The following is a 23,831-nucleotide window of genomic DNA, read 5'->3' as shown; positions in this document are numbered from 1 at the left end:
GTTTTTGGTCTATTCAAGAAAGGGTTAGGCTTCTTGCTTTTTTAGCTCAGCTTCTGCCGTTTCTTCTTCAATTAGCGCATCAACGATAACTGCACATGCAGCATCACCTGTGATGTTCAGTGCTGTACGAATCATATCGAAAATACGGTCAAGAGCGAATAGCAGCGGTAGACCTTCAATTGGAATGCCAGCGGCAAGAAGCACGGCAACCACTAGGAAAGAAGGGCCAGGAACACCCGCTTGACCAACCGCACCCAATGTAGACGTTACGATAATTGCAATGTAAGCGCCCATGCCTAGATCGATATTGAACAGTTGAGCAAAGAAGATAGCAACCAAGCCATAGTAAATCGCATTACCTGACATGTTGATCGTTGCGCCTAGAGGCAGAACAAATGATGCAGTTGAATTTTTTACGCCCAGCTCTTTTTCACAGGTGTCCATTGTAACAGGCAGTGTTGCCATAGAAGACGCTGTTGAAAGCGCAACTGCTTGCGGTTTCTTCATTGAAGACAGGAATTTCTTCGCAGATGTCTTCGTGAAAACATGCACCATTGCTGGGTAAACAACGAAACCGAAGATTAGGATGGCGGCAACGTAAACAACGAACAGTTTAAACACCACCATTAGCGCACCAAAACCGAACGTACCGACGGCTTCTGCCATCAGACCAAATACACCGATAGGTGCAATGATCATTACTTTGTTGATCATCCAAACCATTGCGTCAACGATGCAGTTAACACCATTGATGATTGGTTCACGACGCTCTTTTGCTTGCTTAGAAATCGCAATACCAAAGAACATACAGAAAACGAGGATCTGTAGGATGTTTGCTTCATTTAGTGATTGGAAAACGTTGGTTGGGATCATACCAGTGATGGTTGCCCAGAAAGTAGGTAGTTCACCTTTTGAAGCGTATTCTGCTGAGAACATGCCTTCAACGCCAGAGACGTCGATACCCATGCCTGGTTGGAATACTTCACCCATAAATAGTGCAAGCGCAACGGCTAGGGCGGATGTTAAACCAAAATAACCTAGAGTGACGATGCCAACTTTACCTGCTGACTGGCTGTTCCCAAGACCAGCGGCGCCAGAAATCAAGGCTACAGCGACCAAAGGAATAACCAACATTTTGATTAAGTTGATAAAGATAGCACCTAAAGGAGCGAACACTGTCGCATCATGACCCATCATGGCACCAACGGCTGTGCCCACGATCATGGCGATTACGACTTGTACGCCAATGTTGTTTAGCAAACTCTTTTCTTTTAACACTTCCATAACCTCTGTGCTAATAAAATGTAAAATCCTAAAATTACCCACTAACCATAAATGGATTTACGGATAATTATCTCGCCTTGCTTTTTACACTTATCGTTTACAATTGGCAATATGCAGCAAGGTATTATTGATGGATTAATCGATATTTTATTGACGAACGATAAAGTTTTGTTCAATAGCAAACGTTTGCTATTGATTTTTCTTATAAGGGTCGCGCTTAGGATTGTTCAAGTTTATTTTTCTTTATTTGTTTTCTTTTTGTTAATTTTAACCGCTTTTGTATTTGCTATTGCAGTCAGAGTTTTTAGTGACTTGGGTTGATATTTATAACAATTCATCTCTTTCAAGCTCACACTTTTATTAATTTGCCTTCTGAAATGTTAATTGCTTTACATTCTTGGCTCTAATTGCGTTGTAAACATAATGTTAAATTGTAATGACTGGTGAGACTCAAATGCTGACGATCCAGTGTTAGAGATAACTTGCTTAGTTAATGCTCCTGAGCTGATTAGACGAGAAAGACAAGTAAGAGGTGAAGAGACTATGATGAATCTTGCTGCTGCGTTACAAAGAAATGCTGCGAGTAAACCAGATAAAACGGCGTTGATATGTGGCACTGAAAAGATAAATTATGCGCAGTTTGATGCGATCGCCGGCAAGATCGCAGCGTCTTTAATCAATAAAGGCGTAAAGCCAGGTGACCGCGTTGCGATTTCATGCCCAAACATTCCTTTTTTCGCGTTTGTTTATTATGCAATACAAAAAGCTGGCGCGGTTGCAGTCCCATTAAATGTGCTTTTGAAAGCGCGAGAAATTAAGTATCACTTAGAAGATTCAAAAGCGAAGTTTTATTTCTGCTTTGAAGGGACGAAAGAACTGCCAATAGCAAAAGAGGGTGTCAAAGCCTTTGAACAAGTCGATACATGCGAAGGCATAGTCGTACTGACTCAATCTCAAGATGAAAGCTATTGGAATGGTGTAATAACTCTCAATGCGTTTATAGCCGATGTCCAACCGTTGCCGGATTATATACCGCGTAATGCGGATGATACATGTGTGATTTTGTATACATCAGGGACGACAGGCTTACCAAAAGGCGCTGAACTGACTCAGCAGAACATCATAATGAACGCTCTGGTGGCACAAAACATTATGGGCAGCCAGGCCGATGATATTCACTTAGTAACTTTGCCTTTATTTCATACATTTGGTCAAACCGTCCACTTAAATGCTAGTGTTTTGGGCGGGGCAACATTGGTGTTAGTGCCTAGGTTTGAGCCTAAACATGTTCTTGAGCTGGTGGAAAAACATAGGGTGACGATATTTGCTGGTGTGCCAACGATGTACATCGGTCTGCTTCATGTGCAGCATCAATTTGATACCTCGTCATTGCGTGTTGCAGTAAGCGGTGGTGCGCCATTACCAACCGAAATCTTTCGAACCTTTGAAGAAACATTTAATGTGCCGATCTTAGAAGGATACGGGTTGTCGGAGACAAGTCCTATTGCATGTTTTAATCATTTAGATCAGGAGCGAATACCAGGCTCGGTAGGTCAACCGGTTCAAGGCGTCGAAGTAAGAGTTATCGACATTGAAGGCAATGCACTACCGATAGGCGAAGAAGGTGAGATTGTTGTGCGTGGTCATAATGTTATGAAGGGATATCTTGATCGCCCAGAAGTTACTGAATCTGCGCTACAAAATGGTTGGTTCCATACTGGTGATGTGGGCCGCTTTGACAGTTCAGGTAATTTATTTATTGTCGATAGAATGAAAGATCTGATCATTCGAGGTGGATTTAATGTTTATCCCAGAGAAATTGAAGAAGTTTTCATGACTCATCCTGCAGTTTCAATGGTCGCGGTGATAGGGATTCCAAATGAAGAGTATGGCGAAGAGATAAAAGCCTACGTTGTACTTAAACCAAAAGAATACATTGACGCCGATTCATTACAAAAGTGGGGTAAAGAGCAATTAGCCTCGTTTAAATATCCTCGTTATGTCGAAATTCGTGAACACCTCACGATGAGTGCGACAGGAAAGATTTTGAAACGTGAGTTGAAATCTGAATTGAATATAGCTTAGTCAATTCAATGGTTTTTGTGTCACAGCGCCACTTGCCTAAGTGCAAATGGTGTTGTGCTCTTGACCAATTAGATGCATAAGTTTTTTAGATATCGTTAGACAATACTTACCGTTTGTTGAATGGATCTATTGCTCGAGTTCTTTAAAGTATTCTTCTAAGCGTTTCGGATTGGTAATGGTTACTGAGCCATAGTTTAGCTCTAGCATCCCGATACTTTCTAATCGTTTTAGTATCTTGTGTACGCTTTGACGAGTTAGCCCCATCATGTTAGCGATATGTTCTCTTGTTACCCTGACAACGCATGGTCGAGTATCGATCGCTTGATTAAGTTGGTATTCAGCAAGTAGCAGCAACCTTTTGGCGACTCGTTCTTCAATTCCTCTAATCGCGTCATCTTCGATAACAGAAATAGCAGACCACAAGCGGCGGCTAAGTAAGTCGAGTATAGTGGGGTAACTTTGAGGGTATTTGGCGAGTAATTGGCGAAATTTATCTCCAGGAAGCTCCATTACAGTCACGTCAGAATGCGCGGTCGCACCAAAAATACGAGGCATGCCGGGAGAAAAAACATTGTCTCCAAACCAGCCACCAGCTTCGAAAATCATCAGTGTGACTTCTTTGCCTTTTGAACTAATTGAGTTCACTCTCACTGCACCTTGAGCTATGACCATAAGAGAAGATTGAAGCGCACCTTTATTGCAAATCAGTGCTTTTTCGTCGAAGCAGCGAACCTTAGTCATTTGCGCTGCTTCACTAAGCCCTTTATCTGGCAGCCCTGATAGTACAGGACATTTGGCTAGCAGTGTTTTGACTTCTTCCATGTAGCAACCTTACTGCACATTGCTTTATTGAGTGAGTTAAGTCACCCAAGCTTAACACTCTTTGAGTGCTCTGCTTGAGATAGATTTGGAAAGTGCGGGCGTTGAACAAAAAATGACGTGGTATAAACGCGATAGTAAGAAAACGCCCACTAAACATAATGTTAAGCGGGCGTTGTTGTGTCATATCAAACTGAAATTATTTTTGAGTGGCAGCTTTCATTGCAGAAACGAATTCACCTAGCTTGTCGAGCATAATTTGTGGCTGATCAACGTTCGCTTCAATGATTTTTACCACGGCTGAACCAGAAATTGCACCAGCGGCACCAGATTCTAGTGCTTGTTTCACCTGTGCAGGCTCAGAGATGCCAAAACCAAGTAGCGCTGGTGGCGCATCAAACTGGTTCAGTCTATCGAGCATATGACCCACAGGCATGTTTGCTTTGGTTTCTGCGCCAGTAACACCTGCACGAGAGAGTAGGTAAGTGTATCCGCCACCCAACTCTGATACTTGCTTCAGTGTTTCATCACTTGCCGTTGGTGGTGCGATGAAGATTGGGTGAATACCAAACTTTTCTGCAGCAGCAACAAATTCAGCACTTTCATTAGTTGGTACGTCTGCAATCAAAACAGAATCGATGCCTGCTTTTGCACAACGCTCATAGAAGTTCTCGATACCACGAGAGTAAACAAGGTTCGCGTACATCAGAAGGCCAATAGGCAACTCTGGGTACTTAGCTCGGATCTTACCGATTTGCTCGAAGCAGATATCTGGTGTTGCACCTGAATCTAACGCGCGAATGTTAGCGCCTTGGATGGTTGGGCCATCGGCTAGCGGATCTGAAAATGGAATACCAAGTTCAAGGGCATCTGCGCCAGACTCAACCAGTGTTTCCATGATTTTGTAAGACTGCTCTGCGTTTGGATCGCAAACCGTTACGAACGGTACAAACGCGCCTTGGTTCTTTTCGTTTAGGCGCTCAAACATCTTTTCATAACGGCTCATTAGATTGCTCCTTTTTCTTCTAGGATGGCATGCACAGTGAAGATATCTTTATCACCACGACCAGATAGGTTAACAACCAACAATTGCTCTTTTTCTGGGTTCTCACGAGCCATACGCAGTGCATGAGCCAGTGCGTGAGAAGATTCTAGAGCAGGGATGATACCTTCGTGACGCGCAATCTCTTGGAATGCTTCTAGCGCCTCATCATCTGTTACGTTGTCGTATTCAGCACGGCCGATTGCGTTTAGGTGGGCGTGTTGTGGACCAACTGAAGGGAAATCAAGACCAGCAGATACTGAGTAAGACTCTTCAACTTGGCCGTTTGGATCTTGCATCAATGGCGCTTTCATACCGAAGAAGATGCCTGTTTTACCATGCTTAAGTGGTGCACCGTGCTGGTCAGTATCGATACCTTTACCTGCTGGCTCAACACCAATTAGGCGAACGCTTTCTTCTTCGATGAAGTCAGCAAACATGCCGATAGCGTTTGAACCACCGCCCACACATGCGATAACCGCATCAGGAAGACGGCCTTCACGTGCCAAAATCTGATTCTTCGTTTCTTCACCAATCATGCGTTGGAAGTCACGCACGATGGTTGGGAACGGGTGAGGACCTGCCGCTGTACCTAGTAGGTAGTGCGCGTCTTCATAAGTTGCAGACCAGTCGCGTAGCGCTTCGTTACATGCGTCTTTAAGCGTTGCTGAACCCGAGTGGACAGGAATAACTTCTGCGCCCATTAGCTTCATACGGAATACGTTCGGGCTTTGACGCTCAACGTCTTTTGCACCCATGTAAACGCGACACTTAAGGCCAAGCAGCGCACACGCTAGTGCAGTTGCTACACCGTGTTGGCCTGCGCCTGTTTCTGCGATGATTTCGTTTTTACCCATGCGTTTTGCAAGTAGCGCTTGACCTAACACTTGGTTGGTCTTGTGCGCGCCACCGTGAAGTAGGTCTTCACGTTTTAGGTACAGTTTGGTTTTCGTACCTTTGGTTAGGTTACGAGTTAGAGTCAAAGCCGTTGGACGGCCCGCATACTCTTGGAGAAGCGTCATGAATTCGCTGCGGAATTCTGGATCTTCTTGCGCGTCGATAAACGCTTGCTCTAGTTGCTCCAGTGCTGGAACTAGAATTTGCGGAACGTACTGACCGCCGTATTCGCCAAAGTAGGCATTCAGTTTTGCCATCGTTATATTCCTTCTCGTATTTTTCGCTACGAATAGCTTTAAATTTTTTAGCTGATATCCAGCTTTAGTAGTTGCGAATAGCAGTGAATGCCGCGAGCAACTTCTGTGAATCTTTTTTGCCTGGTGCGCTTTCTACACCAGAGTTTAAATCTAATCCCAAGCAACCTAGTGTCGCTGCTTGTTGAGCATTTTCTGGCGACAGTCCGCCCGCTAGCATAATTTGACTTGGGTCGCCGATCAGTGACCAGTCGAACACTTGACCGGTTCCGCCAGTTTGAGTGCCAACTTGCGCATCTAATAAATGGCGATCAATGTTGTCTGCTAGCAGTTCTGGCTTGGCATCAGTCACGCCGTAAGCTTTCCAAATTTCTACCGTTGCTGGCAGTTCGGCTTTGAGTTGGTTTACGTAAGCTTGGTCTTCTTGACCGTGCAGTTGCACCGCTTTTAAACCCAAAGAGGTGACGACAGAAGCAACAAAATCGATATCGTGATTTTGGAAAACGCCCACGTAGTTCAGTGGAGCACCGCTCATGGTTAAGCGAGCACCTTCAAGGTCAACCGCACGCTTCGACTTCTCGACAAAAATCAGGCCACCAAATACTGCGCCAGATTGATACGCTTTTGCTGCGTCATCTGGATGCGTTAAGCCACACACTTTGTTTTCGCCTAACGTCACTTTACGTACAGCAAGTTCTAGGTTGTCTTCTGCCATCAGTGAACTACCAATCAAGAAGCCGTCTGCGTATTCCGCTAAATCACGAACTTGTTGATGCGTATAAATGCCAGATTCTGAGATTACTGTTGCGTTAGGAGCCAGTTCGCGAATTGTCGGTGCCAGTTCTTTAGTACGATTCAAATCAGTACTTAGGTCGCGAAGGTTACGGTTATTAATGCCGATAACGCGTGCGCCTAGCTTAACTGCACGATGAAGCTCTTCTTCGTTGCTGACTTCGGTCAAGATACCCATGTTCAGGCTGTGCGCTGCTTCCTCTAGCGCTTTGTACTCTTCGTCATTCAGGACAGAAAGCATCAGTAGCACGGCATCAGCACTGTAATGACGCGCTAGGTAAACTTGGTAGGTATCTACCATGAAGTCTTTGCACAGAACCGGTTGTTTGACTTGACCACGCACTTGAGGAAGAAAGTCAAAGTTACCTTGGAAGTACTTCTCGTCTGTTAGGACTGAAATCGCATCAGCATGGTTGTTGTAAACCGATGCAATGTAATCCAAGTCGAAGTGATCACGAATCAAACCTTTAGAAGGAGATGCCTTCTTACATTCGGTGATGAAGGTCGTCTTTTCGCCACTCAGAGCATCGTAGAAGCTGCGGTCCGATGGAAGCAAATCAGACTGAAATGTGCTTAGCGGTTGAGACATCTTACGGTCTGCTACCCACTGATATTTGTCGCGGACAATTTTCGCCAGTACTTCTGCCATTTCTGCTTCTTTCTTAGAAACGTGTTCAGACAGGTTGTCAGCTTGCTGAGTGTTGAAGTCAGTCATCTTCTTCAATTCCTTAAGCGTGTGCGGCAAGTTGTTGTACCAATTGGTACGCCTTGCCTGAATTCATTGCCTCAATCGCTTGTTGCGTGTTGGCTTTTAAATCTTCGTGGCCGAATAGACGCATTAGCAGAGCAACGTTTACTGCCACTGCGCCCAATTGTGCGTCTGTCCCTTTACCCGTCAGAATATTGGTAATGATCGCTTTGTTTTCTTCAGGATCGCCACCTTTGATTGCTTCTAGTGGGTGCGCTTCTAGACCGAAGTCTGCAGGCGTTAATTTGTATTCTGTGATCTTACCGTCTTTGATTTCGGCAACGGTTGTTTCACCGTGAATTGCTACTTCGTCCAAACCACTGCCGTGTACTACAGCGGCGCGCTTCATACCCATTTGTAGCATGGTTTCTGCGATAGGACGAACCAGTTCTTCACTGTAAACGCCCATCAATTCGATGTTAGGACGAGCAGGGTTAATCAGTGGGCCAAGAATGTTAAAGATGGTGCGTGTTTTCATGGTTTGACGCACTGGCATCGCATGGCGCACACCACCGTGGTATTGAGGTGCAAATAGGAAAGCAACACCGATATCGTCTACCGCTTTGCGCGTATCTTCTGCGCTCATAGCTAGGTTGATACCAAATGAATCAAGAAGGTCAGAAGACCCCGATTTGCTTGAAACGCTGCGGTTACCGTGTTTCGCTACTTTTAGACCACATGCTGCAGCAACAAACGCCGCAGTGGTTGAAATGTTGATGGTGTTGTGACCGTCGCCGCCAGTACCTACGATATCCGCGAAATCATAATCTGGACGAGGGAATGGGTTTGCGTTTGCCAGCAGTGCTTTTGCCGCGCCTGCAATTTCGTCTGGCGTTTCGCCTTTGATTTTTAGTGCAGTCAGCGCTGACGCCATCAAAATTGGATCTAGTTCACCACGGATAATGATGTCGAATAGCTGTTGGCTCTCTTCCTGAGTAAGCGATTCTTGCTCGTACAGTTTGGTAATAATAGGGTTGATGATTGCTTCCATATTTCCTCTCCTAAATTTCTTATGTGCCAAGTGCTTTTTAAGCAGTGAGTGGGTTCGCTGAAGTTTGTTCTTCAAGTGCCCATTCAATGGCATTGGCCAACAGTGTTGCTCCGTAGGTCGTCATAATAGATTCCGGGTGGAATTGGAACCCGCAAACTTTATCTTCTTCATGTACAACAGACATGACCAAGTCATCCACTTCTGCTGTGATGGTTAGGCTCTCAGGAACCTTGGTCGCAACCAGCGAGTGGTAACGTGCAATTGCAAGTGGTGATGGTAGGTTTTGGTAAATCGCATGGTTTTGGTGCTCCATCATAGAGACCTTACCGTGAATGATTTCGCCCGCGCCAGCAACAGTACCGCCGTACGCTTCAACAATTGCTTGATGACCAAGACAAATGCCGATCATCGGTACTTTGCCTTTCATACGTTGGATAAGCTCTGGCATTGAGCCTGCCTCTGACGGTGCACCAGGACCTGGTGACAGCAGAACCACCGGGTTTTCAAGCTCGTTTATCGCTTGTTCAATGGTTTCTGCTGGAATGTTGTTTCGGTAAATCTTGACTGAGTGACCTAGCGAGCGGAATTGATCCACAAGGTTGTAGGTGAACGAGTCAAAGTTGTCGATAAAAATGATATTAGCCATCTCTGAACCCTATTCCTTATTGTGACTTATGCGCTGCTTGGATAGCAGAGATTACCGCTTGTGCTTTGCCGCGCGTTTCGTCTGCTTCCGCTTGCGGATCAGAGTCGAACACTACGCCTGCACCAGCTTGAACTTGAGCAATGCCGTTCTCAACGTACGCTGAGCGGATCACGATACAAGTATCTAATGTTCCTTCGCCGGTAAGGTAACCCACAGCACCGCCGTAGCTACCGCGTCGTGCGCCTTCTACATCGCGAATCAACTGCATTGCACGAATCTTAGGTGCACCAGTTAGCGTGCCCATGTTCATACAAGCTTGGTATGCGTGTAGCGCGTCTAGGTCTTCACGCAGTTGACCAACTACACGAGATACCAAGTGCATTACGTGGCTGTAACGGTCGACTTTTAGAAGGTCTGCTACGTGGCGAGTGCCAGCTTGAGCAATACGAGCGACGTCGTTACGTGCTAAGTCAACCAACATCATGTGTTCTGCGTTTTCTTTCATGTCGGTACGCAGTTCAAGTTCGATGCGGCTATCTAGGTCGAAATCAATCTCGCCGTTAGGGCGCTTACCGCGGCGACGAGTGCCTGCGATTGGGTAGATTTCAATTTGGTTGGTATCGGTTTCATACTTAAGCGCGCTTTCTGGTGATGCGCCAAACAGAGTGAACAGCTCATCTTGCATGTAAAACATGTAAGGGCTTGGGTTACTTTGTTTCAGTTCTTTGTAAGCCGCGAGTGGAGAAGGGCAAGGTAGAGTGAATCTACGAGACGGTACAACTTGGAATACATCGCCTTTCACTACGAACTCTTTTAAGTCGCGAACGGTTTGGCAGAAGTCTGCATCAGACACGCTAGGTTCTACCGTTACATCTGTTATTTGCTCTGCACTCGGCAACAGTTTTGGCGCTGCACACTGGACGCTAATTTCTGCAATACGAGTCTCTAACGTTGTTTTCTCTGAACCATCAACAAACAAAGTCGCTTGAAGCTGGCAAGATTCCGTTTGATGGTCGACAACAAGTAGTGTTTCCGCGACGTAGAAAACGTAATCTGGACACTGATTTGTTGCTTCGGCATTACCAAGCGGCTCAAAGTTTGCGACTAAGTCGTAGGCAAACAGACCACCAAGGAAAATTGCGTGTTTGTCTTGCTGTGAAATATCAAAACTATGCTGAACCAAACGCAGCGCATCGAAAGAAGAGGCTTCACGTAGGCGAGAGTCTTCATCTAACGTGTCGCATGGCTGGTTAAACTGCAAAGTTAGCGTTTCGCCATCGAACTTGCTCTCAACGTCACCACGGATGTTCTGGTTTAGGTGAGACAGTAGGTTTTTACCGTTATTGGTCAAGGCGTGCATGCTAACGGTATGGCCGAAGCAAACAATGCGAACCGCTGAATCTACGATCAGCAGGGATTTTAAATTTTGCTTTGAATCGATCTCAGCAGATTCCAGCAATAGGCTGTCAGTTTTGTTCTCACATAGTGTGTGGAACAAGCGAGTCGGGTCTTGAGTATAAGGGACGGAAGCCGTTAGCACTTCAAGCTGTCCAAGTTTCTTAATTTCAATGGCCTTGTTCACAAGACCTCCTTGTAGCTGTTTAAATCTTCCTGCCGTACATAGTCGCATAAAGCAAACGTTCTCCCAATCTAGAGTTGGCTATATTCGATTAATGTTTAGGCAGTTGAATGTGAAATGAGCAACAAAACAAAAAAGCCCGCTTAAGTAGCGGGCTTTACAACGTTTGGTTCTATAAACTAGAAGTATACGTTTGCCCACCAAGAACTAGTCCAAGTGCGCCACCAAGCAAGATCTGATGAGTTTGCCTTATTAAGACAAACCGCAACTTTCGCTTTTTGGTTTTGGTTAAATTCTTGTAACATGGTGAACCTTAAATTACATACTTTGTATTTGTGTACTAGTTAACTAGTGCGAGAGTAAAAAGTCAACCCCAAAACGGCATTAAAACGATAAAAATATGAGAATTGATTTACATAGTCACACCACTGCATCGGACGGTCGGTTAGAACCTAAAGATTTAGTGGAAAGGGCGCTGAGTTTTGATATCGAGGTTTTGGCGATCACTGATCACGATACGGTTGACGGTTTGGCGTTAGCTAAGCAATACGTTCAAGATAATAATTTGCCGATAAAAATCATCAATGGCATTGAGATATCGACCGTCTGGCAAAACAAAGACATTCATATTGTCGGCCTGAATATCGATCCGGAAAATGAACAATTATCTGCCCTTATAGAACAGCAGAAGCAGCATCGCATAACACGATCTGAGTTAATTGCAGAGCGACTACAAAAAGCAACTCGAGTAGGTGTGCTTGAAGAGGTAAGGAAAATCGCCGGTGATGCCCCAGTGACAAGAGCGCATTTCGCGAAATGGTTGGTAGATAATGGTTACGCAAAAACCATGCAAATGGTGTTTAAAAAATACCTAACGCGTAATAACCCAGGTTATGTACCACCGAATTGGTGTTCGATGAAGGATGCGGTTGATGCTATCCATGCGGCTGGTGGAATGGCGGTATTAGCGCATCCTGGTAGATATAAGTTGACAGCGAAGTGGATTAAGCGTCTTCTAGCAGCGTTTGTCGAAGCGGGTGGTGATGCGATGGAAGTTGCACAGCCACAGCAAGCGCAACAAGAAAGGCGCAACTTGGCTGATTATGCTATACAATACAAACTATTAGCCTCTCAAGGCAGTGATTTTCACTACCCATCACCGTGGATGGAGCTAGGAAGGAACCTATGGTTGCCTGCTGGCGTCGAACCAGTTTGGAAAGATTGGGGAATAGATCCTTCGTTGAATAACACTCAGTAATACGAAGTCGAGAACCCATAAAAATATAGAGCCGAGAGGCTCGATAATGAGGAATTACAATGAGCCAGTTTTTTTACGTTCACCCAGAAAACCCACAGGCTCGCTTGATTAATCAAGCAGTAGCAATCATTCGTAACGGCGGCGTTGTGGTTTACCCTACTGATTCAGGGTACGCACTTGGCTGTCAGTTGGAGAACAAACAGGCGCTGGAACGAATCTGTCAGATTCGTCGTCTGGATGATAAGCATAACTTTACTTTACTGTGTCGTGATTTGTCGGAGCTTTCTCTCTATGCGCGAGTGGATAACTCTGCATTCCGACTGCTGAAAAATAACACACCAGGTCCTTACACCTTCATCTTCAAAGGCACAAAAGAGGTGCCGCGTCGTTTGATGAATGCAAAACGTAAGACCATCGGTATCCGTGTTCCAGACAATCAAATTGCCTTGGACTTGTTGGAAGCATTAGGTGAGCCGATGATGTCTACGTCGTTGATTCTACCTGGCAGTGACGTAACAGAATCTGATCCAGAGGATATTCGAGATAAACTAGAACATGCGGTTGATGTGATTCTTAATGGCGGTTACCTAGGTGAACAACCTACGACTGTAATTGACTTTAGCGAAGGTGAACCTGTTGTAGTTCGTTTGGGATCAGGTGACCCTGCACCATTCGAATAGTAGACGCACACCACCGTCAAACAAAATAGGAGGCATCGCGCCTCCTATTTTAGTTGTCATATCGAATATCTCATTGAACTTAACTGATTGAGGTTAAGCGAAATCGAAAATGTCGATACCATTTTGTTCTGCATAGTTGATGTATGCAGAGCTCACACCGTTTAGTGTCACTTCAACATTGTATTCATCACTTGAGAATACTGCCCAGCCACATTCATTGTAAGATAAGGTCAGATCATCCGCTGAATCCAAGAACGTATCTCGAATGCCATCGTTATCAGTGTCTCGGCCCATATCAAAGACAAGTTTGTCATGGAAAATATTAAAATCGACAATGTCGGCTTTAACATCAATATCGTTGGAAGACACTGGCTGATCAGGTACACCAATAGCCAGGCGGTTTGTAAGCACGAAGGTGTCGTCTCCACAGCCACCGCTCAGTACCGATTCACCATCACCAACAACGAGCGTGTCGTTACCCCAGCCACCACTCAAGTAGTTGTTGCCTGAATAATCAAAAATTGTGTCGTCGCCACAGCCACCAAAGAGTTTGTCGTTTCCTAATCCTCCGGATAGGAAATCGTTTCCAAAACCGCCAGAAACAAAGTCGTTACCTCGGCCACCAAGCAAGGTATCGTCTCCCCAGCCACCGAAGACAATATCATTACCTCCGTATCCTACAAACTTATCATCACCACAGAAGCCGAAGAAAATATCGGTTGTTTCAGAGCCTTTTGTGCCTGTCATATCGTCATCTTGAGATGTCCCAAAAATCCAATTTAGGTCGAGATTTAGCATAGACATTGTCCTATTCCTTTTTGTCTGATTTATGCCAATCGCCGAGAGTGCAGAGCGAACCTAGTGAGTCAGAGTACACGATAGCATTAGTGTTATTTTTGATGTGAACTAATGACTTAAAGACAATTTTTGTCTTGTTACCCACGACCTTGTTTTGCTATGAGCGCTCATTGTCTACGGTGATTGGTATTACTTAGCAGCAAACAGGGACGGCTTATTTTTCGTTGCTTTCTAGCAATACGAACAGTAAACACACCCCAAGTGGTTATTGTTGTAACCCTGACAATTTTATCAGGTACCGCGTGGTTAAAGTGGTTCAGGAAGACCGATATTAGTGGGATTCTCGTTGAGCAATGCCTGCATTAAGTAGTAAAAAAGTTGCAGAATAGGACAAATATTTCGGTCATTTTTGATGTGAATTTTGGTGTGGAGAATGGCGCCGATTTAGCTTACATTAACTAAGAAAGTTACGTATAATGTCCGACCGAAAAATCCCACTGAAATGGGTAAATAGCAAAATGCAGACCAATCCTGGTCTAGACGTCTGTGAAGACGACACATAGGTAGATAAATGAGCGAAAAGTTACAAAAAGTATTAGCACGTGCTGGTCACGGTTCTCGTCGTGAGATTGAATCGTTAATTAAATCTGGTCGCGTTAGCGTGAACGGTGTAGTCGCTAAGCTTGGTGAAAGACTTGAAGACGAGAGCAGCGTAGTTCGTATCGATGGTCACATTGTCTCTGCAAAGATTCAAGAAGAAGTGATTTGTCGTGTACTTGCGTACTACAAACCTGAGGGTGAACTGTGTACTCGTCACGATCCAGAAGGTCGTCGTACTGTTTTTGATCGTCTGCCAAAAATTCGTGGCTCTCGTTGGATTTCAGTTGGTCGTCTGGATGCGAACACTTCTGGTCTTCTACTTTTCACAACGGATGGTGAACTGGCGAACCGCTTAATGCACCCAAGCCGCCAAGTTGAACGTGAATACCTAGTACGTGTGTTCGGTGAAGTAACTGAACAGAAAGTTCGTAATCTAGTAAAAGGTGTTGAACTGGAAGACGGTTTAGCTCGCTTTGAAGATGTTGTTTACGCGGGTGGTGAAGGCATGAACCACACGTTTTACGTTGTTATCAACGAAGGTCGTAACCGCGAAGTTCGTCGACTATGGGAATCGCAAGAGTGTACCGTTAGCCGTCTGAAACGTGTTCGTTACGGCGACATCTTCTTAGACAAGAAACTGCCTCGTGGCGGTTGGATGGAGCTTGACCTGAAAGAAGTAAACTACTTGCGTGAGCTTGTAGAGCTTCGTCCAGAGAAAGAAACCATGCTTGATCTGAACAAAGACAACACGTCACGCAAACGTGAGCGTGCACGCAGCCAAAAAATTCGTCGCGCAGTTAAGCGCCATGAAGAGCGTGTTAACACGCCAAAAGGTCGCAGCAACAACCCTTCTCGTCGTAAGCCGAAGAAGACTGCTGGTGACCAAGGCGCACGCAACAAGCATCGTTAATCGATAGCAAAACATCAGAAAGGCTTGCCAATTCGGCAAGCCTTTTTCTTATCTGTTACATAACAAAAGGATCTAAAGCCGATATAGAGCAGGGTGCTTTGGATAAACAAATATCTCAGCTAAACAAAAACAACAGATAAAAAAATACCAGCACTAGGCTGGTATTTTTGTTCATGATGAAGAAACGTTAATCGCGTTTCCAAAGCATATGGCAGAACTTATGTTCAGGGTCTCGGCTGATTAGCATACGAGCAAATACGTCATCAAGAACGTCATTTTCCTCATTTACTAGGCCGATACGAACCTCTGCATATACTTCTTTGTCGATCTCGAAGCCAACATGTTCAACCCAGTCATCACCGGTTTCAACAAGTTCTGCGGCACCACGATCTTCAAATTGCGCAGTAAACAGAATCACGTCAGCAGGCTCTAGGTTATCCGGAGCCATCTCAAGGAAAATGTCGTACGCTGCGTCGATGACGTCGTCGTAAGAAATCAAATCAGACATGCTTATGCTCGGCTCATGTATTTACGTTCAGCTGTGTTAATGATAACACGGTCACCAGTTGCAATGTACTCAGGAACCTGGATGACAAGACCTGAAGCGAAGCGCGCTGGCTTAGTGCGAGCAGATGCAGAAGCACCTTTGATTGAAGGGTCAGTTTCTTCAATCACTAGCTCAACAGAAGATGGTAGTTCAATACCCACTGCAGCACCGTTAACAAGGATAATGTGGATACCTTGTGTATCTTCGTTGATGAACAGCATGTCGTCTTCAACTTCATTGTGCTTGAATGTGTATTGTGAGTAGTCTTCGTTATCCATGAAGATGTGCTCATCGCCGTCAGCGTATGAGTACACAACTGCACGTTTGTTCATTTCTACCGTTTCAACAACGTCATCAGACTTGTAACGCTCATCTACACGTGCGCCCGTGTTTAGATCTGTACAACGCATTTTGTAGATTTTAGCGCCGCCACGACCGCCAGGAGTCGTTACTTCGATGTCTTTAACTAGAAGAGTTTTACCATTAGACTCGATTGCGAAGCCTTTTTTGATTTCACTTGCCTTTGGCATTGTATATTCCTATTCATACTTATTAAGCAAAACTCGGTGATTATAGCGCTAAGTTAGCCGCCTAGCATTAAAATTCATTGCAGAAATTTGTTGTTACTCCCATGACTAAACACCTGAATGGACTTGATTCGGTGAGTCGGCTAAGAGAACATATAGCCCAACTTCTTGAACCATCTGAGAACACGTTTTAAGTCATGTCTCTGCCTCTTATCGATCCTAAACAACCATTTCAACCAGAGTTTGCGCCTTTAATTAGGGAAGTCACCGCTTGTCTCAAAGGTGGATTGGGGCAAAACTTACACAGCGTTTATGTATACGGTAGTGTTGCTCGTAAAACAGCGATCGTTGGGAAGTCGAACTTAGACCTGGTTGTCGTTACTCAATCATCCTTTGAGCACAATCGCGCGACTTTGCTCAACACAATTAAGTGGCGTGCGCAGCAGAGTTACCCTCACGTTAATGGTGTATCGGTCCGTACAGCCTTAGTGAATGAAGTGGCTAATTTAGACAGTATTTTCACTTGGGGCTTTATGCTTAAGCATTGCTGTGTCTGTGTTTATGGTGATGATCTAGCAGACTGTTTTGGTGATTACGTCCCAAGTTGGGAAATTGCTAAGCACTGGAATATGGATGTGGAAGATTGGATTACGGTGTATCGCAAAAAAATCGTACAAGCGAAGACGATAGAAGAGCAGGTGGCCGCCCAGCGCGTGATTGCTAAAAAGTTACTAAGAGCGTCATACTCTTTGGTGATGTATCGAGATAAACGTTGGTTTGATGACCCTATACAATGTGGCAAGGTATTCTTAACTTATCATCCTGAAAAGCAGCTTGAGATCGAGCGGCTAGAAATTTTACTTTCTGGCCGGGGTATTCCCAAGCGTTCTGTTATCGGGCTAATTGATGCGTTTGGTGATTGGTTAGTCAAACAGTACCAGAAAACAGAGTTTCGTATCGGCTAAAACAACCCCATTTGTGGCGCTGAAAGCCTGTCAAAGTCCGTCCCAATGAAAGGGAGAATCGCATCCGCAACGGGTTTGAGTTGTTTATCAATGTAATGTTGATAATCAATCGGGCTATTGAGGTACTCATAAGGTTCAGGGCCGTTCACGGTAATAATGTATTCAATTCGCCCTTTGTTTTGATACTGTAATGGGCGGCCAAGCTTGGCATTTATCTCATCGGCTAAACGAGCTGCACGCACTTGTGGCGGGACGTTCTTCTGATACTCATGCAGTTTTCTTCGCAGTCGCTTTTGATACACCAACTGTTCATCAAATTCACCGTTGTTAGTTTTCTCAACCATCTCTCGGACATAGTCGCTTGGATCTTCACCATGGAAAATCATGCTATAGAGTGTATTTTGAAATTTCTGTGCTAACGAGGTCCAGTCAGTACGGGCACTTTCTAACCCTTTAAATACAATCCGTTCTTGCTTTCCTTCACCGATTAAACCCGCATAGCGCTTTTTCGAGCCAGTTTCTGCGCCACGAATCGTTGGCATAAGGAATCTGCGATAATGGGTTTCATACTCGATTTCCAACATAGATGTTAGGTTGTACTCAGAACGCAGGTGTTCTTGCCACCAAGAGTTGATGTAATCAACTAATTGATTTCCAACAGCGTCAGCTTCTACTTGACTGTATGGTCGATTCAACGACACGAATGTGGAATCCGTATCGCCGTAAATCACTTGATATCCTTGCTCCTCGATCAGCACCTTAGTTTGCTTCATGATTTCATGTCCGCGCATGGTAATACTAGAAGCTAACCGAGTATCAAAGAAACGACATCCCGATGAGCCCAGTACGCCATAAAAGGAGTTCATGATGATTTTGATTGCCTGAGAAAAAGCTTTTTCATTGTTCTTCTTTGCAACATCACGTGCTGCCCAAAGCTTTTCAATCATTTCTGGTAAAAAGTGTTTCGTACGATGGAACTGCCCACCGCGAAAGCCAGGTACAGCCTGATTTTCTTCTTTTCCAATATCGAGCAATAACCCCTCAACTAAACCCATAGGATCAATCAAGAAAGAGCGAATAATCGATGGATATAGACTCTTAAAATCCAATACTAAAACAGAATCATATAGGTTAGGGATGGAGTCCATCACGTAACCGCCGGGGCTCGCAATCCAATTTTCAGGGTGTAGGTTTGGGGCAACGTAGCCTGCTCGGTGTATCTGAGGCATGTATAGGTTTGTGAATGCTGCAACCGAACCGCCGACACGATCCAGTTCGACACCAGTGAGACGAGAGCGCTCTATTGCAAAGTCTAGCAGGTGAGTGTGATTGAAAATCTTATTCACTAACACGCAGTCTTGTAAATTATATTTAGCCAGCGATGGTTTGTCGGAGCGGTACATACGATTGATCTCATCCATGCGGTCATGAACGTTGTGGATTTCTTTCCCTTCCCCTAAGAGTTCTTGAGATACAGACTCTAATGACCAAGACCGAAAGTGATAAGTCGCCGTTTTTAACGTATCGATACCGTCCATTACAACTCGCCCTGGAATGGAAATAAACCCTTGTTGGCTTTGAGATGAACTTCTGAAAAAGCTGGCTTGGTCTGCTCTACCAAGCATTAGCTTCATGTTGTGCCATTCTGCTCGTTTGTGTAGCAGACGAAAGTCAAAATCAATGACGTTCCAACCGACAATGACATCGGGGTCGAATTGTTTAAACCAAACGATGAGTGCTTCTAGAAGTGCTTTTTCATCCTTAACCCATTGTATCGGTGTCTCCGAAGGTTCTGGTTCTCCGATCATGATAACGCGGGAATCCATGACGCTGTCTAATCCGATTGAGTAAAGAGTGCCTTTCTCAGAGCATTCTAGATCTAACGAGACAACGTTTAACTTCGGCTCATATTGCCCCGCACGGCATTTTGCGCTCTGAACGCGTTGGTAGCCATTGGTGCGAGTCACATTGCCTGTAAACTCGATACTTCCTTTGATAAAACGCTCCATTAGGTAGCGATCGGCGAGGCGAATATCACTTTCATACGTAGTGATATCTTTTTGAGCGAATGTGTCTTTGAGTGCGAGAGCGTCTCTGGTTACATTGGTATAGCAGGCAGCAAGAGGCGTATGTTCAAACGTTTTGAGATCCAAAAAGCGGATGTCGACGAATACATTTTTTTCTCGTGCGAGTGTCTTTGCTTGCTCTGAGTGTTTCTGAGCGATGAAAAATACTGGCTTCTCACCATTAATAAGTAACTGAGTAGGACCTGCTTCTGTCGAAAGCCACAGCTCGATTTGAGTTTGACCTTTGATGTCTCGTGCCTGTCGAGTTAGCAGGAAGCCTTGTTGAATATTCAAATGTGAGAAACCTTAGAAAACTTGAAGAACGTTAGTTTAACACTAAGAACTGTAAAAATAACCAGTAAAGAAAGCGTCTCAAATTTTTGCTGGAATTAGTGATTACAAGTTAGTCTTTGGTGCAAGAGGGACAGTGTCATTTTAAGTTATAGCGTGTTTCTCTGGGCAATATGAAACCTAGTTACTTGATTTATTGTACTTAATGTTGTTAATTGTCTTTTCTTAGATTTCGGTTCTGCTCATCACGCTCTAAAATAATAGAGTGGTTTATGAATAAGTTCTTGCTAAAGTTTGCGTTTCAGCACATATTCATAGAAAGCAATTTTTTGTCGATTACGTTAGTATATAGGCAGTCATACTGATATCCACATTTAACAAATAATGGTTATGTGGGTGCAGAACCAATACAAAGTGTGGAGATACAAGTTTGATAAATGTTTTCCTTGTAGATGATCACGAGCTGGTTCGCACAGGGATACGACGTATTATTGAAGACGTCCGTGGAATGAACGTAGCAGGAGAAGCTGACAGCGGTGAAGATGCAGTAAAATGGTGTCGCAGTAATCATGCTGACGTCGTTTTAATGGACATGAACATGCCAGGAATTGGCGGCTTGGAAGCCACTAAAAAAATTCTTCGCGTGAATCCTGATGTGAAAATCATCGTACTTACCGTTCATACAGAAAACCCGTTTCCAACCAAGGTGATGCAGGCAGGTGCGTCTGGTTATTTAACCAAAGGTGCTGGCCCTGACGAAATGGTGAATGCGATTCGTGTAGTTAATAGTGGGCAGCGTTACATCTCGCCAGAGATTGCGCAGCAGATGGCATTGAGTCAATTTTCTCCAGCCTCTGAGAACCCTTTTAAAGACTTATCCGAACGTGAATTGCAGATCATGCTTATGATCACCAAAGGCCAAAAGGTAACGGATATTTCTGAGCAACTTAATTTAAGTCCAAAGACAGTCAACAGCTATCGCTACCGACTCTTTAGTAAATTGGACATTAATGGTGACGTTGAGTTAACTCACTTAGCGATTCGCCACGGAATGCTGGACACCGAGACCCTTTAGCGTGAATCCTCCTTTCGATTCGGCTTCCTTTCTCAAGACAGTAACTCATCAGCCCGGCGTTTACAGAATGTACAACGCCGAAGCTGTTGTAATCTACGTAGGTAAAGCCAAAGACCTTAAAAAGCGCCTTTCAAGCTACTTTCGAAAAAAAGTAGACAGTGAGAAAACTCGCGCGCTTGTCAGTAATATCGCCAAAATAGACGTCACGGTGACTCATACTGAGACAGAAGCGCTGATCTTAGAGCATAACTACATCAAGCAGTATTTACCGAAATACAATGTGTTGCTGCGAGATGATAAGTCTTACCCTTATATCTTTATTAGCGGTCATAAGCACCCACGGCTTTCTATCCACCGTGGCGCCAAGAAGCGCAAAGGTGAATATTTTGGCCCCTACCCAGATTCTGGTGCAGTAAGAGAAACATTGCATTTGCTGCAAAAGATATTTCCTGTGCGCCAGTGTGAAGACACTGTCTATTCCAACCGAACGCGCCCATGTTTGATGTACCAAATTGGTCGTTGTGCAGGACCATGCGTTAATACCATCATTTCTGATGAAGAATATGCAGAGTTGGTTGGCTTTGTGCGCATGTTTTTGCAAGGCAAAGATCAGCAAGTACTCAAACAGTTGATTGAGAAAATGGAAGATGCCAGTCAGCAATTGCGCTTTGAAGATGCCGCTAAATTTCGCGATCAAATCCAAGCGATTAGGCGTGTTCAAGAGCAGCAGTACGTCTCAGAAGACAGCATGGATGATATGGATGTACTCGGGTTTGCTCAGGAGAATGGTATCGCGTGTATCCATATCCTGATGATACGCCAAGGCAAAGTGCTTGGTAGCCGTAGCCATTTTCCGAAAATCCCACAAAATACAAGCCAGCAGGAAGTGTTCGATAGTTTTCTGACTCAATACTATTTGAGCCATAACGAAGCACGTACAATTCCTTCTCGTATTATTTTGAATCAAGAGTTGGCAGAAGATATTGCGCCAATACAGAAAGCGTTAAGTGAAGTGGCAGGCCGTAAGGTTCATTTTCATACGTCGCCAACTGGCTCTCGAGCAAGGTATCTCAAGCTTTCGAACACGAATGCACTAACGGCGATTACCACCAAAATCAATCACAAGATGACGATTAATCAGCGTTTTCATGCGCTTCGCGAAACATTGAAGTTGGAGTCTATAGCTCGAATGGAATGTTTTGATATCTCCCATACGATGGGGGAAAGTACGATTGCGTCATGTGTGGTGTTCAACAACGAAGGCCCCGTAAAGCAAGAGTATCGTCGCTACAACATTACTGGGATTACCGGTGGTGATGATTACGCAGCAATGGGACAAGCGTTGGAGCGTCGTTATTCGAAGCAATTGGACGTAGAGAAAATTCCCGACATCATCTTTATCGATGGCGGTAAAGGTCAGTTAAATCGTGCGCATGACATCATTTCGCAGTACTGGGGGGATTGGCCAAAGCGTCCTATCATGATTGGTATTGCAAAAGGCGTTACTCGCAAACCAGGTTTAGAAACGCTGATTACAGTCGATGGGGACGAGTTTCATTTACCAAGCGATGCTCCTGCGCTGCATCTTATCCAACATATTCGTGATGAAAGCCATAACCATGCTATAGCGGGGCACCGTGCTAAGCGAGGTAAAACCAGACGTACGAGTGCACTCGAAGGGATTGAGGGAATCGGCCCTAAACGACGTCAGGCGTTACTCAAGTACATGGGTGGGTTACAAGAACTTAAACGTGCAAGTGTCGAAGAAATCGCCAAAGTACCGGGAATAAGTCACTCTTTAGCAGAAATTATTTTCCAAGCATTGAAACAATAAGGAAAATCGCGCAACATTAAGCCGCAATGTGTAAGAGAATAATAAAATGCGTTTGAATATCCCGAACATTCTGTCTCTTCTTAGACTGTTCCTAATCCCTGTTTTTGTGGTTGTCTTTTATCTACCTTATTCATGGGCACCGTTTGCAGCAGCAATGGTGTTTTGGGTAGCGGGTTTTACTGACTGGCTTGACGGCATGTTGGCCCGTAAACTTGGCCAAACTTCTCGTTTTGGCGCGTTTATTGATCCTGTCGCTGATAAAGTGCTAGTGGCAACGGCATTGATTCTAATCACGGAACATTATCATTCAATTTGGGTGACCATTCCTGCGGTAACGATGATTGCGCGAGAAATCATTATCTCAGCATTGCGAGAATGGATGGCTGAAATCGGTAAGCGAGCAAGTGTTGCGGTATCTTGGGTTGGCAAAGTAAAAACTGTTTCGCAAATGTTCGCCTTATGGGTGTTGATATGGCGTTACGATGAATGGATGGTTTGGCTAGGCTTTGCGGCCTTGTATGTGGCAACTTTCTTGACATATTGGTCAATGATTCAATATTTGGCTGCTGCGAAAGACGATCTGTTGAATGAAGAGCACCATTAAATTCTGATGTTAGAAAGCAGGCTTAATAGCCTGCTTTTTTGTATCTAAGACAATCTACAGCATTTTTTGGCTTCTCTCGCTTTTCAATGCTTGCTAACGGCCATGTTTGCAATTTGTATCTGGGGCTTTTGCTTCGATAGAGTTCTATTTGTGATCTAAGTCTTGTTTTTGTCCTTGGAGAGTCTTAGAGAGGCGAGTCTTCTGATTATTAATACTTCAATGCACGCAACGCACGGCCAGCAGTGTAAGGCGTAGCCAAAGTTTTATGATAAACAAGTGTATTTAAGCGATTTTTAGTATTAAAACTAAGCAATCCATCGTCTTTCGCACAAATTCTAGTCAAACGATTTAAAAAAATAAAAATAGTGTTGACTCGATCGCTCGAATCCGTAGAATGCATCCCGTACCCAAGAGAGCAAGGCTCGAAAGGGTGGTGAAAAAGCTTAGCTTTATTCACAAATGAGGCGCCTTGGCAGAGTGGCTATGCAGCGGATTGCAAATCCGTGGACCTCGGTTCGACTCCGGGAGGCGCCTCCATT

The 23,831-nt window shown here is 44.6% G+C and carries 21 protein-coding genes, 1 tRNA gene and 1 other annotated feature; of the genes, 9 read left to right on the top strand and 13 right to left on the bottom strand.

Annotated features, from left to right (window positions below; all coding sequences use genetic code 11):
- Nucleotides 1-24: 24 nt before the first annotated feature.
- Nucleotides 25-1,284 (bottom strand): dicarboxylate/amino acid:cation symporter, encoded by a 1,260-nt coding sequence (locus tag R7P36_RS12725; RefSeq protein ID WP_005376774.1) that lies wholly within the window; start codon nucleotides 1,282-1,284, stop codon nucleotides 25-27.
- 543 nt (nucleotides 1,285-1,827) lie between these two features.
- Between R7P36_RS12725 and R7P36_RS12720 the strand changes: the two genes are divergently transcribed.
- Nucleotides 1,828-3,369: a long-chain-fatty-acid--CoA ligase gene (locus R7P36_RS12720; RefSeq protein ID WP_213899823.1), complete on the top strand. Its 1,542-nt coding sequence runs from the start codon at nucleotides 1,828-1,830 to the stop codon at nucleotides 3,367-3,369.
- Nucleotides 3,370-3,495: 126 nt separating this feature from the next.
- On the opposite strand, the gene R7P36_RS12715 is transcribed toward R7P36_RS12720, so the two are convergent.
- The 8 genes from R7P36_RS12715 to R7P36_RS12680 all read right to left on the bottom strand — a co-directional run bounded on the left by R7P36_RS12715 (nucleotide 3,496) and on the right by R7P36_RS12680 (nucleotide 11,442).
- Nucleotides 3,496-4,191 (bottom strand): Crp/Fnr family transcriptional regulator, encoded by a 696-nt coding sequence (locus R7P36_RS12715; RefSeq protein WP_005376777.1) that lies wholly within the window; start codon nucleotides 4,189-4,191, stop codon nucleotides 3,496-3,498.
- A 196-nt stretch (nucleotides 4,192-4,387) separates the two neighbouring features.
- Nucleotides 4,388-5,194 (bottom strand): tryptophan synthase subunit alpha, encoded by an 807-nt coding sequence (trpA, locus tag R7P36_RS12710; protein ID WP_047103302.1) that lies wholly within the window; start codon nucleotides 5,192-5,194, stop codon nucleotides 4,388-4,390.
- Nucleotides 5,194-6,384 carry a tryptophan synthase subunit beta gene (trpB, locus tag R7P36_RS12705; protein ID WP_005445041.1) on the bottom strand — a complete coding sequence of 397 codons (1,191 nt, stop codon included), beginning with the start codon at nucleotides 6,382-6,384 and terminating at the stop codon, nucleotides 5,194-5,196. The genes trpA and trpB overlap by 1 nt, the downstream gene beginning before the upstream one ends.
- A 64-nt stretch (nucleotides 6,385-6,448) precedes the next feature.
- The gene (gene trpCF / locus R7P36_RS12700) at nucleotides 6,449-7,888 is read right to left on the bottom strand and encodes a bifunctional indole-3-glycerol-phosphate synthase TrpC/phosphoribosylanthranilate isomerase TrpF (protein ID WP_213899822.1); all 1,440 of its coding nucleotides are present in this window, start codon (nucleotides 7,886-7,888) and stop codon (nucleotides 6,449-6,451) included.
- A 13-nt stretch (nucleotides 7,889-7,901) separates the two neighbouring features.
- Nucleotides 7,902-8,912 (bottom strand): anthranilate phosphoribosyltransferase, encoded by a 1,011-nt coding sequence (trpD, locus tag R7P36_RS12695; protein WP_017635721.1) that lies wholly within the window; start codon nucleotides 8,910-8,912, stop codon nucleotides 7,902-7,904.
- Nucleotides 8,913-8,949: 37 nt separating this feature from the next.
- Nucleotides 8,950-9,558: an aminodeoxychorismate/anthranilate synthase component II gene (locus R7P36_RS12690; RefSeq protein WP_054577683.1), complete on the bottom strand. Its 609-nt coding sequence runs from the start codon at nucleotides 9,556-9,558 to the stop codon at nucleotides 8,950-8,952.
- A gap of 16 nt (nucleotides 9,559-9,574) precedes the next feature.
- Entirely contained in the window at nucleotides 9,575-11,140 is a 1,566-nt protein-coding gene (locus R7P36_RS12685; RefSeq protein WP_213899821.1) for an anthranilate synthase component 1, read from the bottom strand.
- Nucleotides 11,141-11,266: 126 nt separating this feature from the next.
- Nucleotides 11,267-11,370 (bottom strand) — a sequence feature (Trp leader region).
- Nucleotides 11,317-11,442 carry a trp operon leader peptide gene (locus tag R7P36_RS12680; RefSeq protein WP_005376787.1) on the bottom strand — a complete coding sequence of 42 codons (126 nt, stop codon included), beginning with the start codon at nucleotides 11,440-11,442 and terminating at the stop codon, nucleotides 11,317-11,319. Its footprint overlaps the feature before it by 54 nt.
- Before the next feature lie 95 nt (nucleotides 11,443-11,537).
- On the opposite strand from R7P36_RS12680, the gene rnm reads away from it, so the two are divergent.
- The gene (gene rnm, locus R7P36_RS12675) at nucleotides 11,538-12,395 is read left to right on the top strand and encodes an RNase RNM (RefSeq protein ID WP_053306583.1); all 858 of its coding nucleotides are present in this window, start codon (nucleotides 11,538-11,540) and stop codon (nucleotides 12,393-12,395) included.
- A 59-nt stretch (nucleotides 12,396-12,454) separates the two neighbouring features.
- Nucleotides 12,455-13,075 (top strand): L-threonylcarbamoyladenylate synthase, encoded by a 621-nt coding sequence (locus R7P36_RS12670; RefSeq protein ID WP_005376791.1) that lies wholly within the window; start codon nucleotides 12,455-12,457, stop codon nucleotides 13,073-13,075.
- A gap of 93 nt (nucleotides 13,076-13,168) precedes the next feature.
- Here the strand turns inward: R7P36_RS12670 and R7P36_RS12665 are convergent, their stop codons facing one another.
- Nucleotides 13,169-13,879 (bottom strand): calcium-binding protein, encoded by a 711-nt coding sequence (locus R7P36_RS12665; protein WP_005376796.1) that lies wholly within the window; start codon nucleotides 13,877-13,879, stop codon nucleotides 13,169-13,171.
- Nucleotides 13,880-14,444: 565 nt separating this feature from the next.
- On the opposite strand from R7P36_RS12665, the gene rluB reads away from it, so the two are divergent.
- Nucleotides 14,445-15,383, top strand: coding sequence for a 23S rRNA pseudouridine(2605) synthase RluB (gene rluB, locus R7P36_RS12660; RefSeq protein WP_005376798.1), 939 nt, complete (start codon nucleotides 14,445-14,447; stop codon nucleotides 15,381-15,383).
- Nucleotides 15,384-15,570: 187 nt separating this feature from the next.
- Here the strand turns inward: rluB and R7P36_RS12655 are convergent, their stop codons facing one another.
- Nucleotides 15,571-15,891 (bottom strand): HI1450 family dsDNA-mimic protein, encoded by a 321-nt coding sequence (locus R7P36_RS12655; protein ID WP_005376800.1) that lies wholly within the window; start codon nucleotides 15,889-15,891, stop codon nucleotides 15,571-15,573.
- A gap of 2 nt (nucleotides 15,892-15,893) precedes the next feature.
- Nucleotides 15,894-16,460: an elongation factor P-like protein YeiP gene (yeiP, locus tag R7P36_RS12650; protein ID WP_005376801.1), complete on the bottom strand. Its 567-nt coding sequence runs from the start codon at nucleotides 16,458-16,460 to the stop codon at nucleotides 15,894-15,896.
- Between the two features lie 194 nt (nucleotides 16,461-16,654).
- On the opposite strand from yeiP, the gene R7P36_RS12645 reads away from it, so the two are divergent.
- A complete protein-coding gene (locus R7P36_RS12645) occupies nucleotides 16,655-17,422 on the top strand; it encodes a hypothetical protein (RefSeq protein WP_064368598.1) in 768 nt (255 codons plus the stop codon).
- Here R7P36_RS12645 and R7P36_RS12640 read toward each other — a convergent pair.
- Nucleotides 17,419-19,782: a DNA polymerase II gene (locus R7P36_RS12640; RefSeq protein ID WP_318122174.1), complete on the bottom strand. Its 2,364-nt coding sequence runs from the start codon at nucleotides 19,780-19,782 to the stop codon at nucleotides 17,419-17,421. The genes R7P36_RS12645 and R7P36_RS12640 overlap by 4 nt on opposite strands.
- 427 nt (nucleotides 19,783-20,209) lie before the next feature.
- Between R7P36_RS12640 and uvrY the strand changes: the two genes are divergently transcribed.
- The 4 genes from uvrY (at nucleotide 20,210) to R7P36_RS12620 (ending at nucleotide 23,829) form a co-directional block, all read left to right on the top strand.
- Nucleotides 20,210-20,854 (top strand): UvrY/SirA/GacA family response regulator transcription factor, encoded by a 645-nt coding sequence (gene uvrY, locus R7P36_RS12635; RefSeq protein WP_005386783.1) that lies wholly within the window; start codon nucleotides 20,210-20,212, stop codon nucleotides 20,852-20,854.
- Nucleotide 20,855: 1 nt separating this feature from the next.
- Nucleotides 20,856-22,688, top strand: coding sequence for an excinuclease ABC subunit UvrC (uvrC, locus tag R7P36_RS12630; RefSeq protein WP_203345909.1), 1,833 nt, complete (start codon nucleotides 20,856-20,858; stop codon nucleotides 22,686-22,688).
- Between the two features lie 46 nt (nucleotides 22,689-22,734).
- Nucleotides 22,735-23,292 carry a CDP-diacylglycerol--glycerol-3-phosphate 3-phosphatidyltransferase gene (gene pgsA, locus R7P36_RS12625; RefSeq protein ID WP_005394805.1) on the top strand — a complete coding sequence of 186 codons (558 nt, stop codon included), beginning with the start codon at nucleotides 22,735-22,737 and terminating at the stop codon, nucleotides 23,290-23,292.
- Nucleotides 23,293-23,755: 463 nt separating this feature from the next.
- Nucleotides 23,756-23,829, top strand: a tRNA-Cys gene (locus R7P36_RS12620).
- Nucleotides 23,830-23,831: the final 2 nt, after the last annotated feature.

The sequence above is a fragment of the Vibrio sp. 397 genome (genome assembly GCF_033339395.1).
Taxonomy (GTDB): domain Bacteria; phylum Pseudomonadota; class Gammaproteobacteria; order Enterobacterales; family Vibrionaceae; genus Vibrio; species Vibrio alginolyticus.
This window is presented reverse-complemented; position numbering and strand designations above follow the sequence as displayed.